21 protein-coding genes are annotated in these 21,476 nt (G+C 35.1%); 12 read left to right on the top strand and 9 right to left on the bottom strand.

Annotation, left to right across the window (positions count from 1 at the left end):
* Positions 1 to 239 precede the first annotated feature (239 nt).
* The 5 genes from CFPG_RS05225 (at position 240) to CFPG_RS04820 (ending at position 2,614) form a co-directional block, all read left to right on the top strand.
* Positions 240 to 854, top strand: coding sequence for an N-acetylmuramoyl-L-alanine amidase family protein (locus CFPG_RS05225; RefSeq protein ID WP_012572947.1), 615 nt, complete (start codon positions 240 to 242; stop codon positions 852 to 854).
* Between the two features lie 21 nt (positions 855 to 875).
* Positions 876 to 1,322 (top strand): hypothetical protein, encoded by a 447-nt coding sequence (locus tag CFPG_RS04835; RefSeq protein WP_012572946.1) that lies wholly within the window; start codon positions 876 to 878, stop codon positions 1,320 to 1,322.
* A 233-nt stretch (positions 1,323 to 1,555) separates the two neighbouring features.
* Entirely contained in the window at positions 1,556 to 1,813 is a 258-nt protein-coding gene (locus tag CFPG_RS04830; RefSeq protein WP_265348086.1) for a hypothetical protein, read from the top strand.
* Positions 1,814 to 1,939: 126 nt separating this feature from the next.
* Complete coding sequence (locus CFPG_RS04825; RefSeq protein WP_041572598.1) at positions 1,940 to 2,206, top strand: hypothetical protein; 267 nt, start codon at positions 1,940 to 1,942, stop codon at positions 2,204 to 2,206.
* Positions 2,207 to 2,401: 195 nt separating this feature from the next.
* Positions 2,402 to 2,614, top strand: coding sequence for a hypothetical protein (locus tag CFPG_RS04820; protein WP_041572429.1), 213 nt, complete (start codon positions 2,402 to 2,404; stop codon positions 2,612 to 2,614).
* Positions 2,615 to 2,681: 67 nt separating this feature from the next.
* Here CFPG_RS04820 and CFPG_RS04815 read toward each other — a convergent pair whose 3' ends face one another.
* Positions 2,682 to 3,038, bottom strand: coding sequence for a hypothetical protein (locus CFPG_RS04815; RefSeq protein WP_012572945.1), 357 nt, complete (start codon positions 3,036 to 3,038; stop codon positions 2,682 to 2,684).
* 47 nt (positions 3,039 to 3,085) lie between these two features.
* Between CFPG_RS04815 and CFPG_RS04810 the strand changes: the two genes are divergently transcribed.
* Positions 3,086 to 5,413, top strand: a complete 2,328-nt coding sequence (locus CFPG_RS04810; RefSeq protein WP_012572944.1) for a hypothetical protein — start codon at positions 3,086 to 3,088, stop codon at positions 5,411 to 5,413.
* A gap of 152 nt (positions 5,414 to 5,565) precedes the next feature.
* Complete coding sequence (locus CFPG_RS04805) at positions 5,566 to 6,222, top strand: hypothetical protein (RefSeq protein ID WP_012572943.1); 657 nt, start codon at positions 5,566 to 5,568, stop codon at positions 6,220 to 6,222.
* Between the two features lie 664 nt (positions 6,223 to 6,886).
* Here CFPG_RS04805 and CFPG_RS04800 read toward each other — a convergent pair.
* Positions 6,887 to 7,237, bottom strand: a complete 351-nt coding sequence (locus CFPG_RS04800) for a hypothetical protein (protein ID WP_012572942.1) — start codon at positions 7,235 to 7,237, stop codon at positions 6,887 to 6,889.
* Between the two features lie 74 nt (positions 7,238 to 7,311).
* Complete coding sequence (locus CFPG_RS04795; protein ID WP_265348092.1) at positions 7,312 to 7,920, bottom strand: hypothetical protein; 609 nt, start codon at positions 7,918 to 7,920, stop codon at positions 7,312 to 7,314.
* A 1,661-nt stretch (positions 7,921 to 9,581) separates the two neighbouring features.
* On the opposite strand from CFPG_RS04795, the gene CFPG_RS04790 reads away from it, so the two are divergent.
* From CFPG_RS04790 to CFPG_RS04780, 3 genes are all read left to right on the top strand, one after another.
* Complete coding sequence (locus tag CFPG_RS04790) at positions 9,582 to 10,358, top strand: hypothetical protein (RefSeq protein ID WP_012572940.1); 777 nt, start codon at positions 9,582 to 9,584, stop codon at positions 10,356 to 10,358.
* Positions 10,359 to 10,525: 167 nt separating this feature from the next.
* Complete coding sequence (locus tag CFPG_RS04785) at positions 10,526 to 10,723, top strand: hypothetical protein (RefSeq protein WP_041572596.1); 198 nt, start codon at positions 10,526 to 10,528, stop codon at positions 10,721 to 10,723.
* Positions 10,692 to 13,379, top strand: a complete 2,688-nt coding sequence (locus CFPG_RS04780; protein ID WP_012572939.1) for a CHC2 zinc finger domain-containing protein — start codon at positions 10,692 to 10,694, stop codon at positions 13,377 to 13,379. Before CFPG_RS04785 ends, CFPG_RS04780 begins: the two co-directional genes overlap by 32 nt.
* A gap of 47 nt (positions 13,380 to 13,426) precedes the next feature.
* Here CFPG_RS04780 and CFPG_RS04775 read toward each other — a convergent pair whose 3' ends face one another.
* On the bottom strand, positions 13,427 to 13,984 hold the full coding sequence (locus CFPG_RS04775; RefSeq protein ID WP_012572938.1) for a hypothetical protein: 558 nt from the start codon (positions 13,982 to 13,984) through the stop codon (positions 13,427 to 13,429).
* Between the two features lie 284 nt (positions 13,985 to 14,268).
* Here CFPG_RS04775 and CFPG_RS04770 point away from each other — a divergent pair, with 284 nt between their 5' ends.
* Together CFPG_RS04770 and CFPG_RS04765 are read left to right on the top strand one after the other, a co-directional pair.
* Positions 14,269 to 15,813: a hypothetical protein gene (locus CFPG_RS04770; protein WP_012572937.1), complete on the top strand. Its 1,545-nt coding sequence runs from the start codon at positions 14,269 to 14,271 to the stop codon at positions 15,811 to 15,813.
* An 18-nt stretch (positions 15,814 to 15,831) separates the two neighbouring features.
* Complete coding sequence (locus CFPG_RS04765; RefSeq protein WP_012572936.1) at positions 15,832 to 16,794, top strand: PD-(D/E)XK nuclease-like domain-containing protein; 963 nt, start codon at positions 15,832 to 15,834, stop codon at positions 16,792 to 16,794.
* Between the two features lie 236 nt (positions 16,795 to 17,030).
* Here the strand turns inward: CFPG_RS04765 and CFPG_RS04760 are convergent, their stop codons facing one another.
* The 5 genes from CFPG_RS04760 to CFPG_RS05220 all read right to left on the bottom strand — a co-directional run bounded on the left by CFPG_RS04760 (position 17,031) and on the right by CFPG_RS05220 (position 21,476).
* The gene (locus tag CFPG_RS04760; protein ID WP_012572935.1) at positions 17,031 to 17,426 is read right to left on the bottom strand and encodes a DUF805 domain-containing protein; all 396 of its coding nucleotides are present in this window, start codon (positions 17,424 to 17,426) and stop codon (positions 17,031 to 17,033) included.
* Positions 17,427 to 17,500: 74 nt separating this feature from the next.
* Entirely contained in the window at positions 17,501 to 18,256 is a 756-nt protein-coding gene (locus tag CFPG_RS04755) for a hypothetical protein (RefSeq protein WP_012572934.1), read from the bottom strand.
* A gap of 6 nt (positions 18,257 to 18,262) precedes the next feature.
* Complete coding sequence (locus CFPG_RS04750; protein WP_012572933.1) at positions 18,263 to 19,432, bottom strand: hypothetical protein; 1,170 nt, start codon at positions 19,430 to 19,432, stop codon at positions 18,263 to 18,265.
* Positions 19,422 to 19,820, bottom strand: coding sequence for a hypothetical protein (locus tag CFPG_RS04745; RefSeq protein ID WP_012572932.1), 399 nt, complete (start codon positions 19,818 to 19,820; stop codon positions 19,422 to 19,424). The genes CFPG_RS04750 and CFPG_RS04745 overlap by 11 nt, the downstream gene beginning before the upstream one ends.
* A 57-nt stretch (positions 19,821 to 19,877) precedes the next feature.
* Entirely contained in the window at positions 19,878 to 21,476 is a 1,599-nt protein-coding gene (locus tag CFPG_RS05220; RefSeq protein WP_012572931.1) for a replication initiation protein, read from the bottom strand.

Raw genomic sequence — 21,476 nt, 5'->3', positions numbered from 1 at the left:
GGAAAAACAAAGTATGTAGTGTCAGCAGGGAGAGATCTCCAGTTTGCCGATTGCCCTATCTTTAGATAATATTTTATGGTAGATAAAAGTAGACTAGCACCTAACGAACAACATATATGGAATATCACAGAGGGAGTGCAGAAAGGCAAGCATATCCATAATGAAAGATGTAGGCTGTGTGCTAATTTTAGAGTAAACGAGTGTCTAATCGATTTTATAACAAAAAAAACTTAATTGATATGAATAAAATTAAAATCATGCTTGTCATGTTCTCTATACTATTCGGAGTTAGAGGAATAGCAGAACAAGTAAATGTGGTAATAAATCCGTGTCATGGAGGGAAAGATCCTGGAGCTTTACACAATCAATTGAAGGAAAAAGATGTAAATCTACAAGTAGCTCTATTGCTACAACAGGAATTAAAGAAGGAAAATATAACGTCAGCATTGACAAGAAGTGAAGATACTTATGTTTCTCTTGATGATAGAGTTGATTTTTCTAATTCTCTTAAGCCAGACCTTTTTATTTCCATTCAATGTAATGCAGTTGTATCTAAAGCAACTACAACTAGAGGAATAGAAATAACTATGCATCCTAAGGAAAAAGGTTCACCATTTTGTCAAACCATTAATACAATGATGGAAAAGATAGGCAAACAGGTTGCTGATATGGGGATACCAAACAGGGGAGTAAATTTTAAAGATCTATATGTAATACGCAATATTAATTCTCCAGCAATAATGGTAGGGATTGAATATATCACTAATCCAGTTGCTGCAACTCTTCTTGAGACAAAACAGCTTGAATTTGCTAAAATATTATCGGAAGCAATAGTTGATTTTATTAGAAAATAAGAGTAAGCCTTATTAGTTCTTATGATACATAAGAAATCAATAACACTATTATTATTTTCATTCTGTATTCTACAAGTTTTTGCTGCAAGTAAAGATCCTAAAAAAAAGTCACATCTCGGAGAGATCCATCCGGCGTGTCCATACTATGCATACGACGTAGTAAAAATGAAACTTAAGGATGTACAATATGGTCAGTACTATTTCGTCAGAGCATATAACAACAAATATGACCATCACTTCTGGAAGATGTATTGCAAAGGGAAATCTGAGTTTATCGACCATTCCTTTGAAGAATCTCAAAATGAGACTGTGAATGCATGCGTTCGAGTTAATAATGATGGAACACCCTTCACTAAACCACATCCTTACGATGGGAAAGATCTAGTGCGAATTCTACTGACGAAGAAACAGATGAAGGATATAGCCAAAGAAGTAGTAGAATACAAGAAAAAACATAAAAATGACTGAATAAGAAGAAATGGAACTAAGGCTTTAAAAAGCATACGGACCCGTACATTGTGGTTGCTAACTACGTAAGAAGTAATAAAATATTTTATTATCTTCAGGTAAACATTTTCAATCAGATAATGTTTTATCTTTCCGTTTCGTTCGCAGGAAAGTCAGTAAACTCTTTTCTGGTCTGGCTTTCCTGTTTTTTTTAGATAAATAGCTATTCCACTATAATTAAATCTTAAGTATAAATGAAAAAAATCTTTCTGTTGCTATCACTCATTCTGGGCATGGAAGCAACTTTCCCATCCGTTATTTCAGCCTCCACTGATAATTCACATGATTCTCAAGCTACTCTGGCTTTGGTCTATAAAGAACTAAGCAGTATACACGATGATATCGAATCTGTCAAAGATACCATAAGACTGAATTGGAGTCTATGGGGACTAGGTATACTAACTATTATCTGTAGCATCGCAACAGTTCATTATGCAAAAGCAGCAAAGTAACACAAGAATCAGCACCGGCGATATAGTTTCTAGCGTATCGAAAAGTACCGGAGAGACGAAAAAAAGTGGTCAAGAAAGTTTTCTTGCAATGTATTGAAGAGATAAAGCAGAAACTATTAGAGGGAAATGAGTAGGTTTGGGAACTTTCTATCTCTTACTATTGCGGAGCGTACATCTAACCCTTCTGGTAACAGTCCTGCTTCCTTTATGGGTACACATTACTATGCGAAAGCTCATTTCTACACAAAATACAAAAGTGCTATAAAGGGAAACGAGAAATCCCTACACAAGGCAATTGTAACCAAAAGGAATGTTGTCAAAGCTGATCCGGTGAACAAACTCAGATCAGAACAATTCAGACTGATGAATGAGAAGATATATAGGAAAAAGTAAGGCTCACGCTTTCTAAATTATACAAGCACTCAACTTAGATCATATCTATACAGAATGAATATTGAAAAAGATGTCTGTCCAGAATGTGGAAGTGATCGAGTCATTTATCAAGAAGGCTGCATTCATTGCATGGAATGCGGCTACAGCAAATGTGAATAGGACTAATTATAACAATAATAAATAATTATTAAAATTATGAATCAATTAGAAATTTTTGCCGTAACCTTCGCTGGTTGTTTCTGTGCAATCCTATGTACAATCCTACTTGTACGTATTGCCTTTGCTAGTTGCTTCCGTGAGAAGAAAGAAAAAACAAGGAACTTTCACGATTTTACAACAGAAGCACTGAAAGAAATCAAAGAGAAATGTAGCTATCTAAAAAAAGACAAGTATACGGAGGAGGAATAAGACCGGAAGTGGGATTGCTATCTATGCTTATAAGAAACAAAAGTATCAGATAAATATCCCATAACTCCTACTGTTCAGTAGTATCATTTTTCTTTAACTTTCCTTTCAACCACTGACAAATGACACACCGTTTATCCCAACAGTAAATCCATCCATAAAGCTTCAGTGAAGCCAGTAATGTAGAAACAACTATTGCTCCGGTATTATGACGGAGAGCTGAAAGGACTCCACAGGAGAAGCTGAAGTACGATTCTCTATTCCAACATTCATATATTCCACAATGATAGCTGCTGTCTATCAAACCAGCAATGCCATACACCATCGAATAAAACATGCGAAACAAAGACATCCACAGGATAGCTAGTGCTGTGAGCTTGAAAATACCTATTAGGAATCCACGTAAACTTGAGGTATTTAGTTCCATGAAAATCTTAAATATTATATATCTGTTTGCAAAAATAAAAGCATTATATGAAATATAGAATTCTATTACTCTTCTCTGTTCTAATCTCTGTTCTAACTTTTTTAGCATTCTTCCCAAAAGCAAACAACAGTGCCATCGCTCAGTCAAATGAAGATTTCACCACTACACTTTATAAGACTAGAAAGGAAGTCTCTGACATCACACAGGGAATAGAATACTTGCTATCAGATCGTAAAAAATTGCTATTTGAGATAAACGCTTTAACAAACGACATAGACAAAGTTCTTCTAAAATTTAAAAATCACCAGATTAAAGATTGCAATGACGAAATAAGAAATATAGCGAAAAGAATAAATACTGTTCGCGACAAAGTTCTTGATTCTGATAGTAAAATTGATGATTTCAGTAAAAGAAAAGCCGTTATTGATTACCAACTGCATGAAAACTCAGGACTGCAAGATCTAGTTTATATGGATAAACTTTACAAAGCGATTCACGAATGGAACGTTTTTAATGAAGAATTAAATAAAAAATCATTGATCTACGGGGATAAGAGAGTTTCCTTTGAAAACAAAGTGAAGACCCTTCCATCTGTGCGTAAAATTCAAAAAGAAGCAGTAGACCTCGCAAAGGAATGGGAAACTTTACTGCAAGAAGCTAATGAACTCATGGAAGAGATGAATGGTCTGACAAACGATATGGACAAAGTCATCCAGAAAATTAACAATCGCCAGATAACAGACTGCAATGATGAGATAAGAGATATAGGTAGCAGAACAAATACTTTTATCGGGAAACGTAAAAAGATTCAGGACATGCATAATTCTCTTGTAGGAAGACAAGAAGAACTAAGGGAAGATCCTAAAAAGGTACTATCCTTTATCGACTGGACTGATTATAACAAAGGGGTTGACGAATGGAACGCTTTTGATGAAGAATGGGATACGAATTGGAATAATTACAAGGATAAAGCAAAAATCTTTGTAAGCAAAGTGAAATTATTCCCATGTATTCGCAAATATCAAGATGAAGTGGATAAAATCACAGAGGAATGGAAAACCGTACTATCTGATATAAAGAAGTTAATGCCTGAGACAGATGCATTGATAAACGACATAGATGAAGCTATTGTGAAGATTGATAAGCATGAGATAACTGACTGTAATAACGAAATAAAAGATATTAATAGTAGGATAGGTATTTTTTCCGACAAAAGTGATGACATTGATAACAGAAAAACTAAAATTGACAATATACTATACGAAATAAGAAGAGATCCTCTTTTAAAACGAACTGAAAATAATGCCCAATCAGAAGAAGGAGATGATGAAAGAATTACGATCTTCTCAGGAGAGGAAACACCAGAGACAGATCCACTGGTGTGGCTTATTAACTGGGAAGAATGTAAAAAGGTTTATAATGAATATTGGGTTCTCACTCTTTGTGTTAACAAAGAGTATGATTCGAAGAAATTGAAGACACTCTGGAATAAGATAGATACATTGAAAAGCAAAACAAAGGACTTCCCAACTGTACATAAACTCCATGATGAAGTAGCAGACATCACAAATGGATGGAAAACCTTAATTTCTGATGATAAGAAACTACTTTCAGAGATGGATATTCTGATAAGAGATATAGACAAAATCATTAGAAAGATCGACAGACGTGAAATAATAAACTACAACAACGAAATAAAGGATGTCAATAATAGGATAAGCAGTGTTAGAGATAAAAATGATGATATCAAGCACAGGTATAATGAACTTGATAGCAGAGAAGACTCAGTAAGTAAAACACCAGGAGTGGGAAATCTAGTTGACTGGACTGAATATAATAAAGTGATAGATGAATGGAATGCTCTTATGGATGAAGAAGATAATCCAAAGTGGAAGATCTATAATGAGAAATTATATGCGTTGAAAAGCAAAGTAAAGGACTTCACTGCTGTACGCAAACTTCAGAATGAAGTAGCAGACATCTCAGATGGATGTAAAATCCTACTCTCTGATAAAAAGAATCTACTTTCAGAAATGGATCCTTTGATAAAGGACATAAATAGAGCAATGGAGAAAATTGATAGGCGTGAGATTAAAAAATATAATAAAGAAATAAAGAACATCTACAACAGGATAAATAGTCTGAATGAGAAAAATGATAATATTTCTAGCAGAAAGGATGACCTTAATCACAGGAAAAACGCAGTCCGCGAAACACAAGGAATCGGAAATCTAGTTGATTGGACTGAATATAATAAAGTGATAGGTGAATGGAAGGCTTTTAAGGATGAAGAAGATATTCCAAAGTGGGATATCTACAACAAAAAAGTAGAGACCTTCAATTGTATAACAGCTAACCTTTCAAAGCATCCATAATCTTATGCTACAAGCTTCCGTAATAAACACCCATCGATGATTGACATGTTTGCATTATAGTTCTAGACTAACTAAAGTAGTCATCAATTGCTTTGCTTGAACTTTCCTTTCAGTATTTGTTATATCTTCGTTTGAAATAAGTAAAACGTTCTATGAAATACAAAATCCTGTTACTCTTATCTCTGTTTACTTTCTCTGCTTTTCCAAAAGCCCCCAGGAGCACTACTCCTTCTAAAAATAGTCATCCAAGTCTTTATAGTATTGCTAGTAAACTACAGGATGAAGTAGTTAGCTTAGAAGCGGAAGCACAAAGATTAATCGACTTATGGGAAGAATGTATATCGAAAAGAAATTCCCTGATAAATGATATGGATAATATTATTTGGAAGATTGACAAAGGCGAAATTGCTTATCGAAATGACGAGATAAAGGATATTCGCAACAGGATAGATAATCTATCCTACAGAGACAAAGCACGCGGTCAAATTGGCAATGAAATTAACAAAAGAAAATTGGCTGTTGAATGCAAACTAGAAGAAAATCCAAAACTCAAAAACTTGATCTATATGGATCGTCTTTGCGACAAGATTCGCGAATATAACAATTTGGTAGATGATGATAATAAATATGATTATCAGATGGAAAATACTAATGGCGAATTATGGAATATATGCAATAACAAAACAGATACTTTTTTTAGTAAAACAAATAATCTTCCATATTACCCTACAAGTGAAGATAGTCAAGAAGAAATAGAACCAGAACCTAGTGATGAAGACAGTGAAGTAAAATCACCACCTGGGGAATAACTAAGAAAGAGAGTACAAATAAAAATGATAAAACAGCTCTATATGCTGGTTTTATCACACATAAAACTAAGCAATAGTTCCTGTAACGCATGTTATATCATAATATTGTTTGAGCTTATTCCATGCATAAAAGGTGCATGTATGCAATAGCAAAAAGGGCATCAGAATTAACTTAGAACACACCGGAACCTAGAATGAATAGCTGTGAGGTACAATTTATGAGCGTTAAGAAGTCTAAAACCTCATTTCGACCTGAAGGGACTCTCTAAAATTGTTCATCATCTAAGCCCAATAGATGAGCCAACCCAGCTTAACCAAAAACAGATAAAAATCCGTATAACTATACTCCATACCTATATTATTGGTTTATTCAAGTGAAAACAAAGCCTAAGAGATATCACGGCTCTGTCCAGGTTGTAACCAATTCCAAATACACAAAACATCATGCTTAATGAACAAAAAACAATGAGATCTACAGTAGGGTATTCCGAACTAATCCGAGCCTTTCAAATTCTCACAACTCAAACCCCAAACACTCAAAATAGTACACATCGTATAATAGCCTAATTTTGACCTGTAACGAACGATCGTTATTTGAATGTAGGGTTTAATTACTCAAAGAAGATAATCGCTGTAAGATGCCTTAAAATGCGTCAAATTGAGTTTATCCCTTATTATCTGACTTTCTTTTAAACAGTTTGGAGATCCTGTCCCATTTGCAGTAATGGTTTAGCCCGTGGAGCATGAATGTTGCAAGACATGCTGAAATGAGCAGGGCCATGTTGGTTGCCCAACCATTCCGATCCAAAGCATAAAGAATGCTGCCATCTCTGTATATGTGCATACTATCCCATTCGCAAACACCCAAATTCCTATCCCAATAATCATAACTTAATCCACATAATTCTGCAATATAATACACAATTTTATAGGCGAAACGGAACAGGTAGAGCCAAAGAATAAGCTTGACTATCCATAGGTATATGTTACGCAGGTTGAAATCTTCAAACTTCATGATTGTCTATTTTCGAATAAAAATAATTAAAAGAATTGGTTCCCTCTAATGATCATCCAGTGTATCAGAGTAAGCTATACATCCATTTTTATTTTCTTTTCATTAATCCTCCATCTGCAAAATTTTTCTCTTCTAAATCTTTCGCAGAAATACTTCTTGTCATAAAAATCTAAACAGTAATAGGAAATCTTCTTGGATAACTGGGTCGAATGAAATATTTCGTTCTCAACAGTTCCCGAAATAAAACAATTACGTACAACGGTCGTGTATATCTCATGAACTTTGAAACAAGTTTTTTCTGAAATATTATTTCTCATGGCAGTATCCCTAATTGCATCCAAAAACCACTGATCCATTATTTCGTAATTATTATTAAAATAACCTTCAGGTTTAAAATCACGATAATCTTTGCACCCAGGAAGAACGTGGTTATAATGAGTTCCTCCATGCATACAGGATGGATATGGGGCGAAAGCTTTCCTAATCCAGATCCTAACACCAGAAATTTTTCCCTTACCATCAGAATGTTCATTATTTATGCGAGGCCACTCTCTAACTACCGGATTATGGTACCTGTCATTGTGTTTATAAGTCATTTTAACTACATAAAGAATTCCCATTTTGTGTCCAGGTCTAACTTCTCTCCTTTTACTCACAAGCCTAAAAGCCACCTTGTGTGACATTGGCAAAATGAAGTTATCGTAGTGGTGTTTAGTTATCCCAAACTGTTTGAGAAATCCCCTTTGGAAAATGCATCTCATAGTAAAAAGGCCGGTGTCAATTGATTATATACGCGAATGATAAAATATGCTTTTTTAGAAAAAGGGCTGAAAAGTGGCATATAGAACTCTTTCTCTCTCTCTCTCTGCATTCTTATTCCTCAGCCAGTCTAGCTTTAGCCTTTAGTTTCCGCCCGTAATTCCATCTGCTTAAGGATAATGTCCTTTCTGGCATACCAAAAACCTCTTGTTCATATACTCTACACGAGTTCTGGCTGATTACTGCAACGTCTGTTTCGATAACTACGTGGATGCAGAGCTTTTTCTGTGATAATTGGATAGCCGTGTTCAAAGTAGAATCCCTTCTCAAGCATAATCTTATTGTCTTTAGCAAGACAAAGATAATCAATAGAGGTGACCTATAAAAGCCGGGTGAAAGAGTATACTCATGTCTTACTCTTAAGACAAATAAGAACAAAAAAAAATGGTATGAGTTAATCTACATGCCTGTAAAAAAAAAGCATGAAACTTTTATCATTTTAATTTGCATATTTCGAATATGTTATTATATTCTATATGTTAAACTATATGGTTTAACTATATAGTTTAAAGGGAGAAAAAAAAATTATAGCAAACAGTTTTTTTTTGCAGTTACTGCTTTCCATAGGTTTATTTCTGGCAAAACCCTAACAAAAGCGATGCTAGTAGATACAGATATCGACAATCCTTCTATCTCGTTCAAAATTATATCATGTCCCATCCCATTGTGTAACATGGGTGTTGTAATCCCATTTGATAAGACAGACGAGAACATCATTACTGACCAGTGTTCACTGCATAACTGACTCTTCGTGTAGACTTCTTCGTGTAGACTTCTTCGTGTAGACTTCTTCTCCACAATTCAATAAATTGAGCAAGAAGTAGCTCTGCTTCTAGCATTTGCATAACTTGCGGTCGTGTTAATACTCACGACTATTCCATGCATCTCAAGAACAGCAATAAGACAACTATCCTACTTTCATTTCAGCAAACGGTATCTATAGAAATGTAGATGTAGATGTGGATGTAGATGTAACGTGAGACAAGCATTCTCTTTTCTTCCTTTAAACACATAGTTTAAAATATAAACTAAGCAGTTGTTATGAGCAACAACAGGCTGGAGAGCCGTTACGGGCATCAATAAAATAACTAAATTAAATTAAATAACGTTGAATATCAATAAGTTAAATTATTGAGTGCATATTTTGTTTTTTACTTTAGTATGGAATGTGTAATTTTGACTGAGAATCAGGCCGTTATCATCAAACGGTTATCGCTGATCTTGCGGTAATAAAAAAAAAGGAATAGAGTTTAGAACTCTATTCCTACGCATTTATTATATAAATCTTTAATGGTGCAAATATAAGAAAACTATATCCACGCACCAAACATTTTATTCATTTTTTTAATCAAATTGTGAATAGCGTAGTCGCTATTCGTATGCTGTCGTTATGGACAGCTAAAAGTACACTACAAACTTACGTAAACAAGCACAGACAGAACTTTGTTTTGTATAAGAGCTTACAATAGTTTTCATCTGTGCATTGACAGAAATCAATATGTTAAACACATAAAAAATTGAAATTATGAACAATTTTTTAAAAAAACAAACAGCAGAAAACATTAATGGGAAGCAAACCCTAGTAAATGACATCAGCACATATGAGATGACATGTAAAATGTTGGAGCTGTGTGACAATGCTATAGTAGCATCTCCAAGTGATGCAGTACGTGATGAGATTATTAGATTACACGCCCACGTACAAGCATTCTACGAAACAGAAGCCCTAGTCAAAGTGATGAATCGTTTTGGTGCTGATGTGGGAACTACTATCGAAGGAGAACTTTTAGCATCTCATATCCCTTTCGTACATCTAATCGACCCAGAGGACCCTACTTGTAAAACTACTGAACCAGTATATGATGATGAGAAATATTCTCTAATTGTGTATCCACCAGATGCAAGTGATTATTATCCTACAACATGGGCAAAGTGGGCCATCTTCTCATACACACACAGAAAGAGAGATAAGATTGTAGATAGTGGGATTGCCATTGATTTCATTGAAAGATATCATAAACATATGCACCGGTACGGTTCTATACCAGCAACAAAAGAACTTGGAGAAGAGCTACGAGAAATTTTAGGAATAGACAAAGATGTCAAATCTGAGTATATAGCTAAGCAGATAAGAATTCGTAGTATTCGTAGAATTCATATTATTCAAAGGGGTAATCCTTATTATGATGATGGTTTTTTCTTCAATCCTATGTCTTTAGAAGATAAAGAACTACTCGCTTTCATTGAAAGAGGTGCTGTTAAAGAAGATAACAGCAGTCAACCGCATAATACGGAGGTTTAGTATGAAAAAACATAATTCTATCAAATTTGAGACACTTGCCACACTTGTGGCAGTTCTCAAGTATTATAAAAACGAATTAATAAAGCTTGGAAGTGAATCCAAAGCGAAATACAAAGCCTTATCACCCTTTAAGAAGGAGACTGATCCTTCCTTTATGGTATATTCTCATGAAAGTGAAAATTCCAATGGAAGTGAAAATGCCAAATGGGCCTACTACTACTACTACTGCTATACTTCGAATGAACACGGGAACCACAATTGATTTTGTTAGGTGGATTGAGCAATGCGATAAAGATGATGCCATGAAGAAAATCAGAGAAATATTGGTGGGAGATGAAAGTCAAACGCAGAATAAGGAGTTTTAAGATGAAAAAACATAATAATATCCGATTTGAGTCATCTGACACACTTGTGGCGATTCTCAAATACTATAGGGTCAAACTGAACGCAGTTAAGAATCAAAAATATAAATATGATGCATTAACCCCTTTTAAAAATGAGAAGGTTCCCTCTTTTAAGGTATTCCCTCCTAATGATACGAAATATGCACGCTTCCATTGTTTCTCTACTGGAATGACAGGAAACGTATATGATTTCGTTATGAAGATGGAGCATTGTGATAAAGATGCTGCCACAAAGAAGATCCTAGAAATACTAGGCGTCCCTATAGGGCATCATATAGACTTAAATTTTAAACTTGCAACTCGTCTTCTCTATACAATACGAGACAAAAATGACAGTAAGCCTTTTGACAAAAACATGTTTAATATCTTCGCAGGCGTGTATAGTCAGTATAAGCAATTATATGGCAAATTGGACAAAGAGGCACATAAATCTATAAAAAATAACATGCTACTGGCATCAGTAGACAGATACGTCCCAAAAGAATTGGATATTCCCCTTATAGATTTTTATAGCTTCATCCTGTTGGCAGAGAAGGCAGAGAAAAAGATCATAGAGGAACTTACACCTGATTTAAAAGCCGAAGCCGAGTTGGTTGTAAGCGGTAAGATCTCTAACCAAACAGAACCTTTGAAAGCCAATACAGACGAAGATGTCGTATTAGCAAAAGAGAGTGTACATCAGAAGGCGAACATAGCGAATTCTATTAGCTATAACTTACAGATGCTTGGGGGAATACGGATACTTGAAAGACAGTATGAACAACCAAAACTATCAACTTATCGCATGTTAGAATGTAATAGTGTTTATAATGGGCTTTATACTTATGGTTTGACTCAGATAACTGATACACAGTCTTTTCCTTTCATGTTATCTAGTCCTGTAAAACTTAGTGGTAATTCAGAGAACAATGCATATTGCCGGAATTATTCCGATACATACAGAGATGGTTTCAATTTTGATGGAATATATATGACTGGAGAAAATACTACAACATCGCATTCAATCAGTTCGTTGGACTTTTCTACATTCCAAGCAAGCAATACATGGACACAATCAGATAATAGATTTGATTATTCTTTAATTAACAACTTTGAAATAACATCAGCCATATTATATAACAACCCGAGTTCAGTGGTTAAGGAAACAAATTTTGAACACAAGGCAAGTACCCACTGTACTAATACCAAAGAGAGTATCGTAGATCTTGAGCCTCCAAAGCTTCCAGAGCTTATAGATGGATACTCTAAAGAAATGTTGGAGATATGGAGAAAATTGGGTGTAACAGAGGAGTTGCTAATAAAATACAATGTAAAGGAAACAAAAGATCATCGCATAGCTTACCTATGCTCAGAGGACGAGACAATATATCAGCTTTATAATATACTAAAGCTGAAAAGGTACATAAGATACAATCACATAGCTCGTGGACATATAAAGAAGTTCGTCTTTGGTTGGAGGGAGTTAGAAAAGCTAATAGAAAGTGGGAAAAATAACGACATGCTCTGCATTGTAACCAAATCTCCTAAGGATGCATTGGTACTCTTATCTATGAAATTTGATTCAATAGCCCCAATGAGTGAAGGTTTCAGTCTCCCAGAAGAGGTAATGAAAAAACTAGTGAATAGCTACACTAAAATCATCTTCCTCTATGACAATGACGAAATTGGAAGAAAAAAAGCCAAAGAAAGAGTAGCGGAACTACTAGACCGGAAGCCATCAGGGAAAGAAACAAAAATCATAAAGATCTTCTTCCCTAAAGACGATAAAGGTAAAGACGTCAGCGACAGAGTTAGCAACATGGGATATGCAGGTATGGAAGTGGAAGAGGCAGTTAAAACTGTAAAAAATGAGATTGAGCAACTGATCGCTAACGAAAATGGTGGTGTATTAAGGGTGAAAAAAGAAGCTGAACCAATAATTGCGAATACTGCTGATGTAACTCAAGAACAGATTACAAAGAAAGATAGGATAATTAAAGGTTCTTCTAAACGATCAAGACTTATTTCTTCTATCAATGATGAATGTACACAGGAGTATTCTAAAGAATTCTTGGATGGCCTTTGTATTTCAAAAGAAGATCTTAAACAATTAGATATATGGGAACATAAAAAAACTAAGTGTGCAATTCTTATCCTGGATGTATTGCAAACATTTGATACAAATAAAAGAAAACATGATATCTCCTATGTATATCACGCATACAACTGGCAGTACACAAATAGTAAAATATCTGATTCCCCAGGCGCCAAGGACTACCTTTTCTTAATGAACTTACTTCACAAGAAATTTCCAGGATCAGATGAATTAATGGCAGATAAACCTCTCGTTATTGCGTCCTCACCCGAAGATGCCCGAACCATTTATTCAAATCGCACAGATTATTATGTTGTAGGAGTAATAGATAAGGACTTCCATTTTGGTGAGGAACAGAGATATTACATGTGTTACATTACAAATAAATTCTCCTCTGTTACTGTATTGGATATGCCGAGTCTAGCCGAAGAACTTAATAACTTTGCCAAAGAAGAGAGAATTATGCCATTCAAGGCCCGTATAGACACGTTTGAAGAGTTTATGAAACTAGAGAACGAAGAACTAGCGAAAGAACTGTCTTAACTCCAGCTTAAACCTACTGTGCATGACTTCGCATACTCTATAGGAAACTATAGGGGTGTCTCTCCTCCCAGGAGCCGTATTGTGTGGTTCTCAGTTATCTGAGCTTCAGTTAGCTCTTGTCTTGATACTGCCCCTTTTTCGATTGCTAGCTCAATATATTTCTTCCTATCTTCTGCTATGCCATTGAGTATCTGACCTCTCCGTGTATCGTAGCGTATCAGTTTCAAATCCCACATAACATATATCTGGTTGATCTTGCCCAATCTTTCTGCTTCATTCTTACTCTTTGTTACGTCAAGAATATAGTCATCATCAATGATATGCCTTTTCCCATAAATATAAACTTCTTCAGCCAACGGACTAATAGGAAACCACGCATCATGCTTTAGATCGGGCGGAATAGGAGTCTTTGTAACTTTTAGGTATTCGATCTTTAGGCAGGAATTATGACCCAAAAGCACGCTTTGCAAGAGGGCATATTGTTTTTCCTTAGATCCAATACGATGAAAGACCTTAGGAAAATCTTTTATTTTACTGAATAGGACACCTTCTTCCCGAAAAGTTTTGTAGGCTTTTCTTAGTATAACCTGTTTTATTGCTGGCATATTTATATATATTGAATTTGTACGGAATAGTACTATAAAGGTAGTGAATTTTTATTGATTTCCAACTATATCTCGTTGATTACCAATAATTTTTATTTATTCAAAATGGTATTTAAATCATCTATAAGAACTCAATGATTTGATTCATTTTTTCTATATTGTACAGTTATTATTAAAGCCTGCTGAAAAAGCATGCAGTGCATTATAGTAGTCCCCGTGTCAATAGAATCAATATACCAGTAGTACTAAACTATATATTTAATATATCAAAAGACTACAATATCATGTATAAAATAAATATAGACTGGAAGTATGTAGCAGATATAATAAAGAAAGTCAAGAAAGAAAATAATAATAGACCCTTCGATAGGAATATAGCTCAAATATTCATAGACATATGTTCAAACGAAAAAGGTTATTCCCTTGAAGATTTGTATCATGCCCTATATTGGGCAAGTACATGCAAAAACCAATTTATAAAGCTTACACCTGATCTTAAAGATGAAGTATTGAGAAAAAAGACAGGAAGTTATCTTAATTCAACTAACCCTAAAAATGTCAGCACAAATAAACTTGCTGTACATAGAGGGGAAGTAATAGATCAACAAAACGACATTCTAAATCCTGTTAGCTATGGGTTACATATGCTTAGTGAATGGCAGGGAGAAGCCAACTTCTCAACCCCTTACATGTTCGAATGGAATGGCTATACAGAAGGGATAAAGCTTGGACAATCGCTTCATGATAGCACGACCAATACACATTTTGTCCCTTTACATTATCCTTCTATTAAGATTAGTGCTAACTCAGAAAACATCCACTGTCTAAATTTTTTCTCTACAGATAGAAGAGACTTCAATCATGATAGGATATGTCTGACTGGTAAAACTATTACAACGTCGTATTCGGGTTCTTTGTCAGATTTACTTTCATTCAATTTCAATGAAAGTCCAACTAGTAGGTGGAGCATGTCAGATAATCCATCTGATTATTTGTTTATAGACAAGTCCAAAATCATTTATTTAGACTTATTCTTTAGTCAAAGTTCAGTGGCTAAAAACAAGCATATTGAACAAAAGAAGGATGTACACCACCTAAGGGTTAGGATGTATATTGTGCCTTTCCCAGCATCAGAGCTTTCGGATAGGTTTTCAGAAAAAACACTATCTTTTTTAAAAGAACTAGGAATGGAAGGCGATTTTATAGATAGAATGGTAAAAGACAGAATGTTAAAACCTCTAAGGAGAGGTGGATTTCTTTTTATTGTAGAAGAAAACGATAATGGTGAACCAATAATTTGGCAAAAATACCCTTTAAATACAAAGGACTATATATTTTACCCTTCTGAGAAAATAAGTGAATATGCTTTTGGTATTAATCTCCTAAAAAAAAGAAGAAACAGAGGAGAGTATAAAAAAAATATATTTATATGTAAATCATACATGGATTGTCTTGTCCATTTAAAACTAGAACACGATGCCATTGCTGTAGCAAGAAAATCTTATCCTATACCGGAGTATGCAGCAAGTTATATTACATCAAACTATGGAGAGAGTTATATTATTGGTGATAATGATAATAAAATATGTTCCTACTGGAAAGAATTAGAATTAAATGCTCGATATAGGAAATTGGGTAAAAAATACGGAGCTAAAACAATATCATTCCCTGATGATGGCAAAGGAGAAGATCTGATTACAAGACTAAAAAATATAGGAGGAATCAATCTAAAAGAAGAAATAAAAAGCATAATAAAGAAATTAGGAACGGCAAAAAAATATGCTACCAAGCAGGAGTTTTTTCCAAATATGGAATTATCTCTTTTCTAAATTAATTAAGAATTCAACATGGGAACTGAAGAAACAAACAACACAATAGAGATTGTAAGACAGATATACCAAGATGATTACTATAAGCTGAAGGGCCACCTTAATCACAGTATGCTATGTATTTATCAAGAAGACCCGGTTCTATTTTGGGATTTGTGGTACGGTCGGAAAGAACCTGATCCAGAAAGTGCAGCGATGGCATTTGGCAAGATGGTACACTCTGCTATCCTTACACCTGAAGAATTCCAGAACGAATATTCGCTAATGGAAGGGAGCATGCCTAAGAGTATTAACATGGAAAAATTCTGTGAAGCTGTCATAGAAGGTAAGACACTTACCGATGCATACATGGCCAACTATAGGGTACTTCCGAAGGATGCACCTGCGAAAGCGAAAGAACTCTACAACGAATTGAAAGGTTATATAAGGTGCAAGCAGGAGGGTAAACCTCCAATCTCTGAAGAAGATATGAGTAGGATAAATACGATCCTTACTAACTACAAGGATCATCAGGGAGTTCAGGAAGTAATTAATAAAGGGGACAATGCTATGAACGAGCTGGAGGTGCGTTTCCAACATGACTGTGGGTTACCATGTAAATCGAAGCTGGACCGTATTCAGTGGGATATGAAAGAAAAGAGGGTATGGATCATTGATCTAAAGACCTCTTCGCACAATCCAACTCAGTTTGTGAGAGAGGTAGAAAGAGGGATGAACAGCTATCTACAACAATTAGCCTATTATACAATGGCAATGAAAGAGACCTATCATCTGTATAATGACTGGATATTTGAGTACTACCTTATCTATATAGGCTCTCGTACATGCAATGTCTATTTAGTTCGTGTGGGAGAAATACTAGAAGACAGAATTTGGAAGATAGATGAAGATATTTGTGCCATCCATGAAAAGATAGAGAGAGGAGAGAATCAATCTCGGGTAGAGAGAATAGGGGTGGACTTTGAAACAAGAGGTAGGTAGTGATCGCTATCCTTAGATGCATTACAGGAATAATCTTAATACAAAGCCATTAAATAATAGCTAAACAAAGGAACAGGAAAAAACGGTCTGGTTCCAACTGGAAGAGAACTGCGACCGAATCATCACAAATGGAGCATTCGCTCTGGCAGGTACAGCTTTTGCTGCCCTAATCACTTACTGATGTGTCAGTTAAATCACCAATTTCTCTGATTGTCTTTTCCTACTACAAATACAATTTAATCTTCTTTTTGAGAAGACAAGTCTTCTTCCAATGCTTGTGGATCTTCACCGTATTCGTTCTTTCCTTCCTGTCCCTTAGCACACAAAAGCCATAGCTCATACAAGGGAATCATTTGCCACCAACCGCTATGTCCTAGATCATGACAACGTTTAGTTCGTTGGGCAAACATAAACCAAAACAAGATTATCCATAGAATGGAGAACCTCGATTCAAAGCAGTGTTCTGTTATAAGACCAGAATCAGATATGCAAGACGGTTCGATCTTCCCTAGTATACAAAATCCTAAAAAAGCAGTTAGAAAGCTCATGATAAACTCCTTTCTACTGATTCGTCCACTAAACGAGAAGAATCCTGTTAATGTCTTAAATATGCTTATCAGTATATCCTGCATACTGTTATGTATTTACTTGGAAACCATTTTGGAGTAAACTGAAATGTAGTGGTTAATTTCAACTTATTTTCAATTCATTCCTCTTTTTTAGAATCAGCTTTTGCTATAACATCTCGATAGTAAGCATCAGCTTCCCTATTAAAAGCATCCCTTATGGGTGTTCCCTTCTTTCCATACTTTTCGTCCAACATTGCATCCGTTGTAGGGAGCTGTCTGATCTTATCCATATCTATCTTTGCCGTTCTATCTTCCTGTTCAGTGTCCCTATAGGAAGCATACTGAAGCTTTGCCTGTTTTGACAGTTTCTGCTTCCACTTTTCTTCGTCCCAGTTCTCCAATATGTTCTGCAAAGGTTCCAAAGCAAAACATTTGGAAGCCATGTCTATTGGGCTGTGTCCTGTATCAATGCTGAGTGGATCATAAAACCGTAGTGAGAAATCTTCTACATGTTCCATGAACTGAGTTGTGTTAAGCCTGTACTCAACTGTAATATTAAAAGACCAACTAAGCCTATAGTAACAGCCGTATTCCTTTATCACATCCTTCCAATTAGATGGATCTACTTCTATGTTAGCGTAGAAGACACGAAGAAAAACTTTATTACCATCCATCACTCTGATATCGAAAGATGGAGGTTTGCAGCTAGTAAAGGAATAGAGATCGTGGCGATAACGATAATGTCTGTCCTCCCCAGAAAAGCCTATGACATAGTAATCTTCGCCGTAACCATCAATGACATAACGCAGAAAGTTAACTTCATGTGATGTTCGATCTGAAAGACCTTCCTTCCAATTGGAATGTGTCTTATCGGTTTTGAGTTGGTAGCTCATGGTGAGCTAATTTACATGAAACTTGTATCCTACTTCTAATCCAAAGTTTCCATATCTATTTTCTGTACCATTTTTCGTGCTATTTATACCTACTTCAGCTTTCGGAGATAAATACAATCCATTCGAGAATGTATGATTATAACCGGCTGTCATTGATACTGACCTAGATAATGGGAAACCTCTAGTTATATCCATACCTACTTCAGCTTTCGGAGATAAATACAATCCACTCGAAAATGTATGATTATAACCAGCTGTCATTGATGCTGACCTAGATAATTTGAAACCTCCAGTTATATCCATACCCACTTCCGCTTTCGGAGATAAATACAATCCACTCGAGAATGTATGATTATAACCAGCTGTCATTGATACTGACCTAGATAATGGGAAACCTCTAGTTATATCCATACCTACGACTGCTTTTGGAGATAAATATAATCCATTCGAAAATGTATGATCATAACCGGCTGTCATTGACGCTGAAGGAGACAATTGAAAACTCTTACTTATATCCACCTTTAAGACTGCTTCAGGAGACAAATACAATCCATTTGAAAAAGTGTATTTATAACCAGTGTTCATTGATATATTGGTGGAGTCTGTGGAGATTGTTGGGTATAACATACTAGAAATATGGAACCCTGCAAAAACCTTACTTTTAGAATTATCACCTGAATTATGGAAATTAACTCCAGTATTAATACCAATATCTGGACTCATATAATCGCCTTTCTCTTCTAGGGTCAAATTAACTGAAACATTTTTAGTGTCGTACACTACGCTCTCTCTTCTTAATATTCCGCCAATTCTAGCTTTGGTTTCAACATTATCAATGTCAGTTTTAGTTTCAGTGCCAATTTTAGTTTCAGTACCTATGGAAATTGTCAATGTATCTTTACCATTAGATTCTTTAACATATACAATTGAGTCATCAGTTAATCCTTCGGCATCATTATCTGCGGAACCCTTGATGTATTCATTATCTCCAAAGCGTGGATGTTCTACCAAAAAATAATGCTGTCCACATTTTAATTCACCATACCGAATAGCCTTTGGATAATCCAATGTTATTTCTGCTTGTAATCCTATAACAAATACAGATAAAAATATAAGTGTTAAAAATCTTTTCAGTGTCAAAAATCTTTTCATTGTTCCAATTAATTTATTGTTCATCAAAAGTTAGCTGTTCTTTTGCTAGGAAGCGATAATCCACAACCTTTTTTACAAGGACATCTATTTCTTTTTTGCCAAAATATTCGACTGTAAAGCTTCTGATCTTATCTCCTTTACCTGCTAGTTCTATTTTCTTCTTCAAATTCTGGTAATCGTCTACCCATCCCCAACCACCAAACATCCATCTATACCACAAATCTACTGGGTCATGAAGGCGATACAATGTCTCTCCGTTCTCATTAGACAAAAACTGGATTTGAAACCTTGAGGCAATATGATACGGATGGTAGTAGACTTTCGTTCCATCATCAAATATCAATGTAATGCTTCTAGCTCCAGCTCCGAAGCAAATCATAGAAAATAAAATAAGAGTTAATAGTTTTTTCATTACAACACAATATTTAATTGTTTATACATCTTTTTCATATCAACCTACTGTGTCAGTTTAATGGATATGAAAATAGTTCCTTATTCTTTTCATCCCGTTTCGGATGAATTTCCCTATATAGGACCCTCTACTAGGCTGAACGACATTATGCGGAATCGCTTCCTGTTTTTTTTGATCTTGATTGGAAACGATGACTATCTGTTCTTCATTCACTGTTTCTTCATTCACAATTAGCTCATCTTTCGTCTGATCCTCTTTCTGTTCTAATGAAGTAACCTTAGAAACAGTTTTAAGAGCAGTCTTAGGAGCAGCCTTAAGGGCTTTCTTTCGTTGGCCAACTGATCCGATGGATTGAATGCTTTTTTGTAATGAAGCCTTCATTTTCTCCTTATCCTTATTACAAGAATGAATCAGTTCATCCAAACAGTCATGATCTCCATGAGTTGAAACATATTCAAATGCCTTGTCTAGTTCTTCTCCTGAAAATCCTAAATAATCTTTGAGAAAATAATGGATGCTTTGTTTATCCTGATGATATGTCTTGACCTCCTGCTGTAATTGCTTAGATAGCTTATCCTGATTCTGCTTAGACAATTCTTCTTTCCACCCCCTAATCTCATTCCTCAAGGCTTTGAGGGCATAGGTCTTCGGGTTCTTCTTGTTTTTGGCATAATCAAAAAGAACAGGAGTAATCAATATTCGTCCTTGTCTCCTTGCTTTCTCTACGTCAATAAGCAAGTTGTAATACTTACTTTTCAGTTCCTGTTCAGTAAAGCCTAATGAAACAAAGAAATGTTGCTCCTCTGGCAGAAGAACATCAGAAAGAACAACTGTTCTACAAAGGTCTTTGTATTCCAATATGCTATTACGATTCTCTGAACGATAGACAGGGGTAAAGGTGATAGCCACAACTTTCTTCCTACCTCCTTTGGGATTAGTACGTTCTTTCTCGTGTTCTAACTGATAGGTGAAGCTGTACGGAGATTTCAAATCTAACTCTCTTTGAGCTGGGTCAATCACACGAGAACGAAAAACTCCTACATCTTTGTATTTTTTTTCTAGCCGAAACATAGCCTTCAGATCTTCTATGCTATAGGTTAAGGGTTTCTTCTGCCCTGATAATAATTCATAAAATCGCATAGAGTAGATGCTATTAAACGCCATTGCAGTCTTCAGTTCATACTTCCTATATCCTTTAGAAAAATCTAATAAAGCCTCATATACTTCCTCATGCAAACGAAATCTAATAATACGATCATATTTGTTAATTTTTGGCTTTACAATTAATGTAAATGCTTCCCATTCTCTATCATTGTCACGTAATATCTTTTTATCCAATAATGAATAGAGAGCCTTTTTGATTTGATAATGGTTTTTGTCATCTCCATCAACCAATAACAAAGAAAAAGACATCTCAATAAGTACATCTCCAAACATCTCAGGACTGATAGAAAAATCCTTATCTATTTTTTTCCCTGTTAGTTCAGCTTGGAAACATTCCACTATTCCATACAGAATACGTTTTTCATATACAGATAAATCATATCTAGCTGTAGTTAAGATATAAGATTGAATTACATCTTTATTACTCAAAGTCCTATTTAAAACAATTGTCTCTATTTTTTTCTCCTGTCCTATTACTTTCAAATCTTTCAA

The organism is Candidatus Azobacteroides pseudotrichonymphae genomovar. CFP2 (assembly GCF_000010645.1).
Taxonomy (GTDB): Bacteria; Bacteroidota; Bacteroidia; order Bacteroidales; family Azobacteroidaceae; genus Azobacteroides; species Azobacteroides pseudotrichonymphae.
Note: the sequence above shows the minus strand (reverse complement) of the source record. Positions and strands in the feature narration are given on the sequence as shown.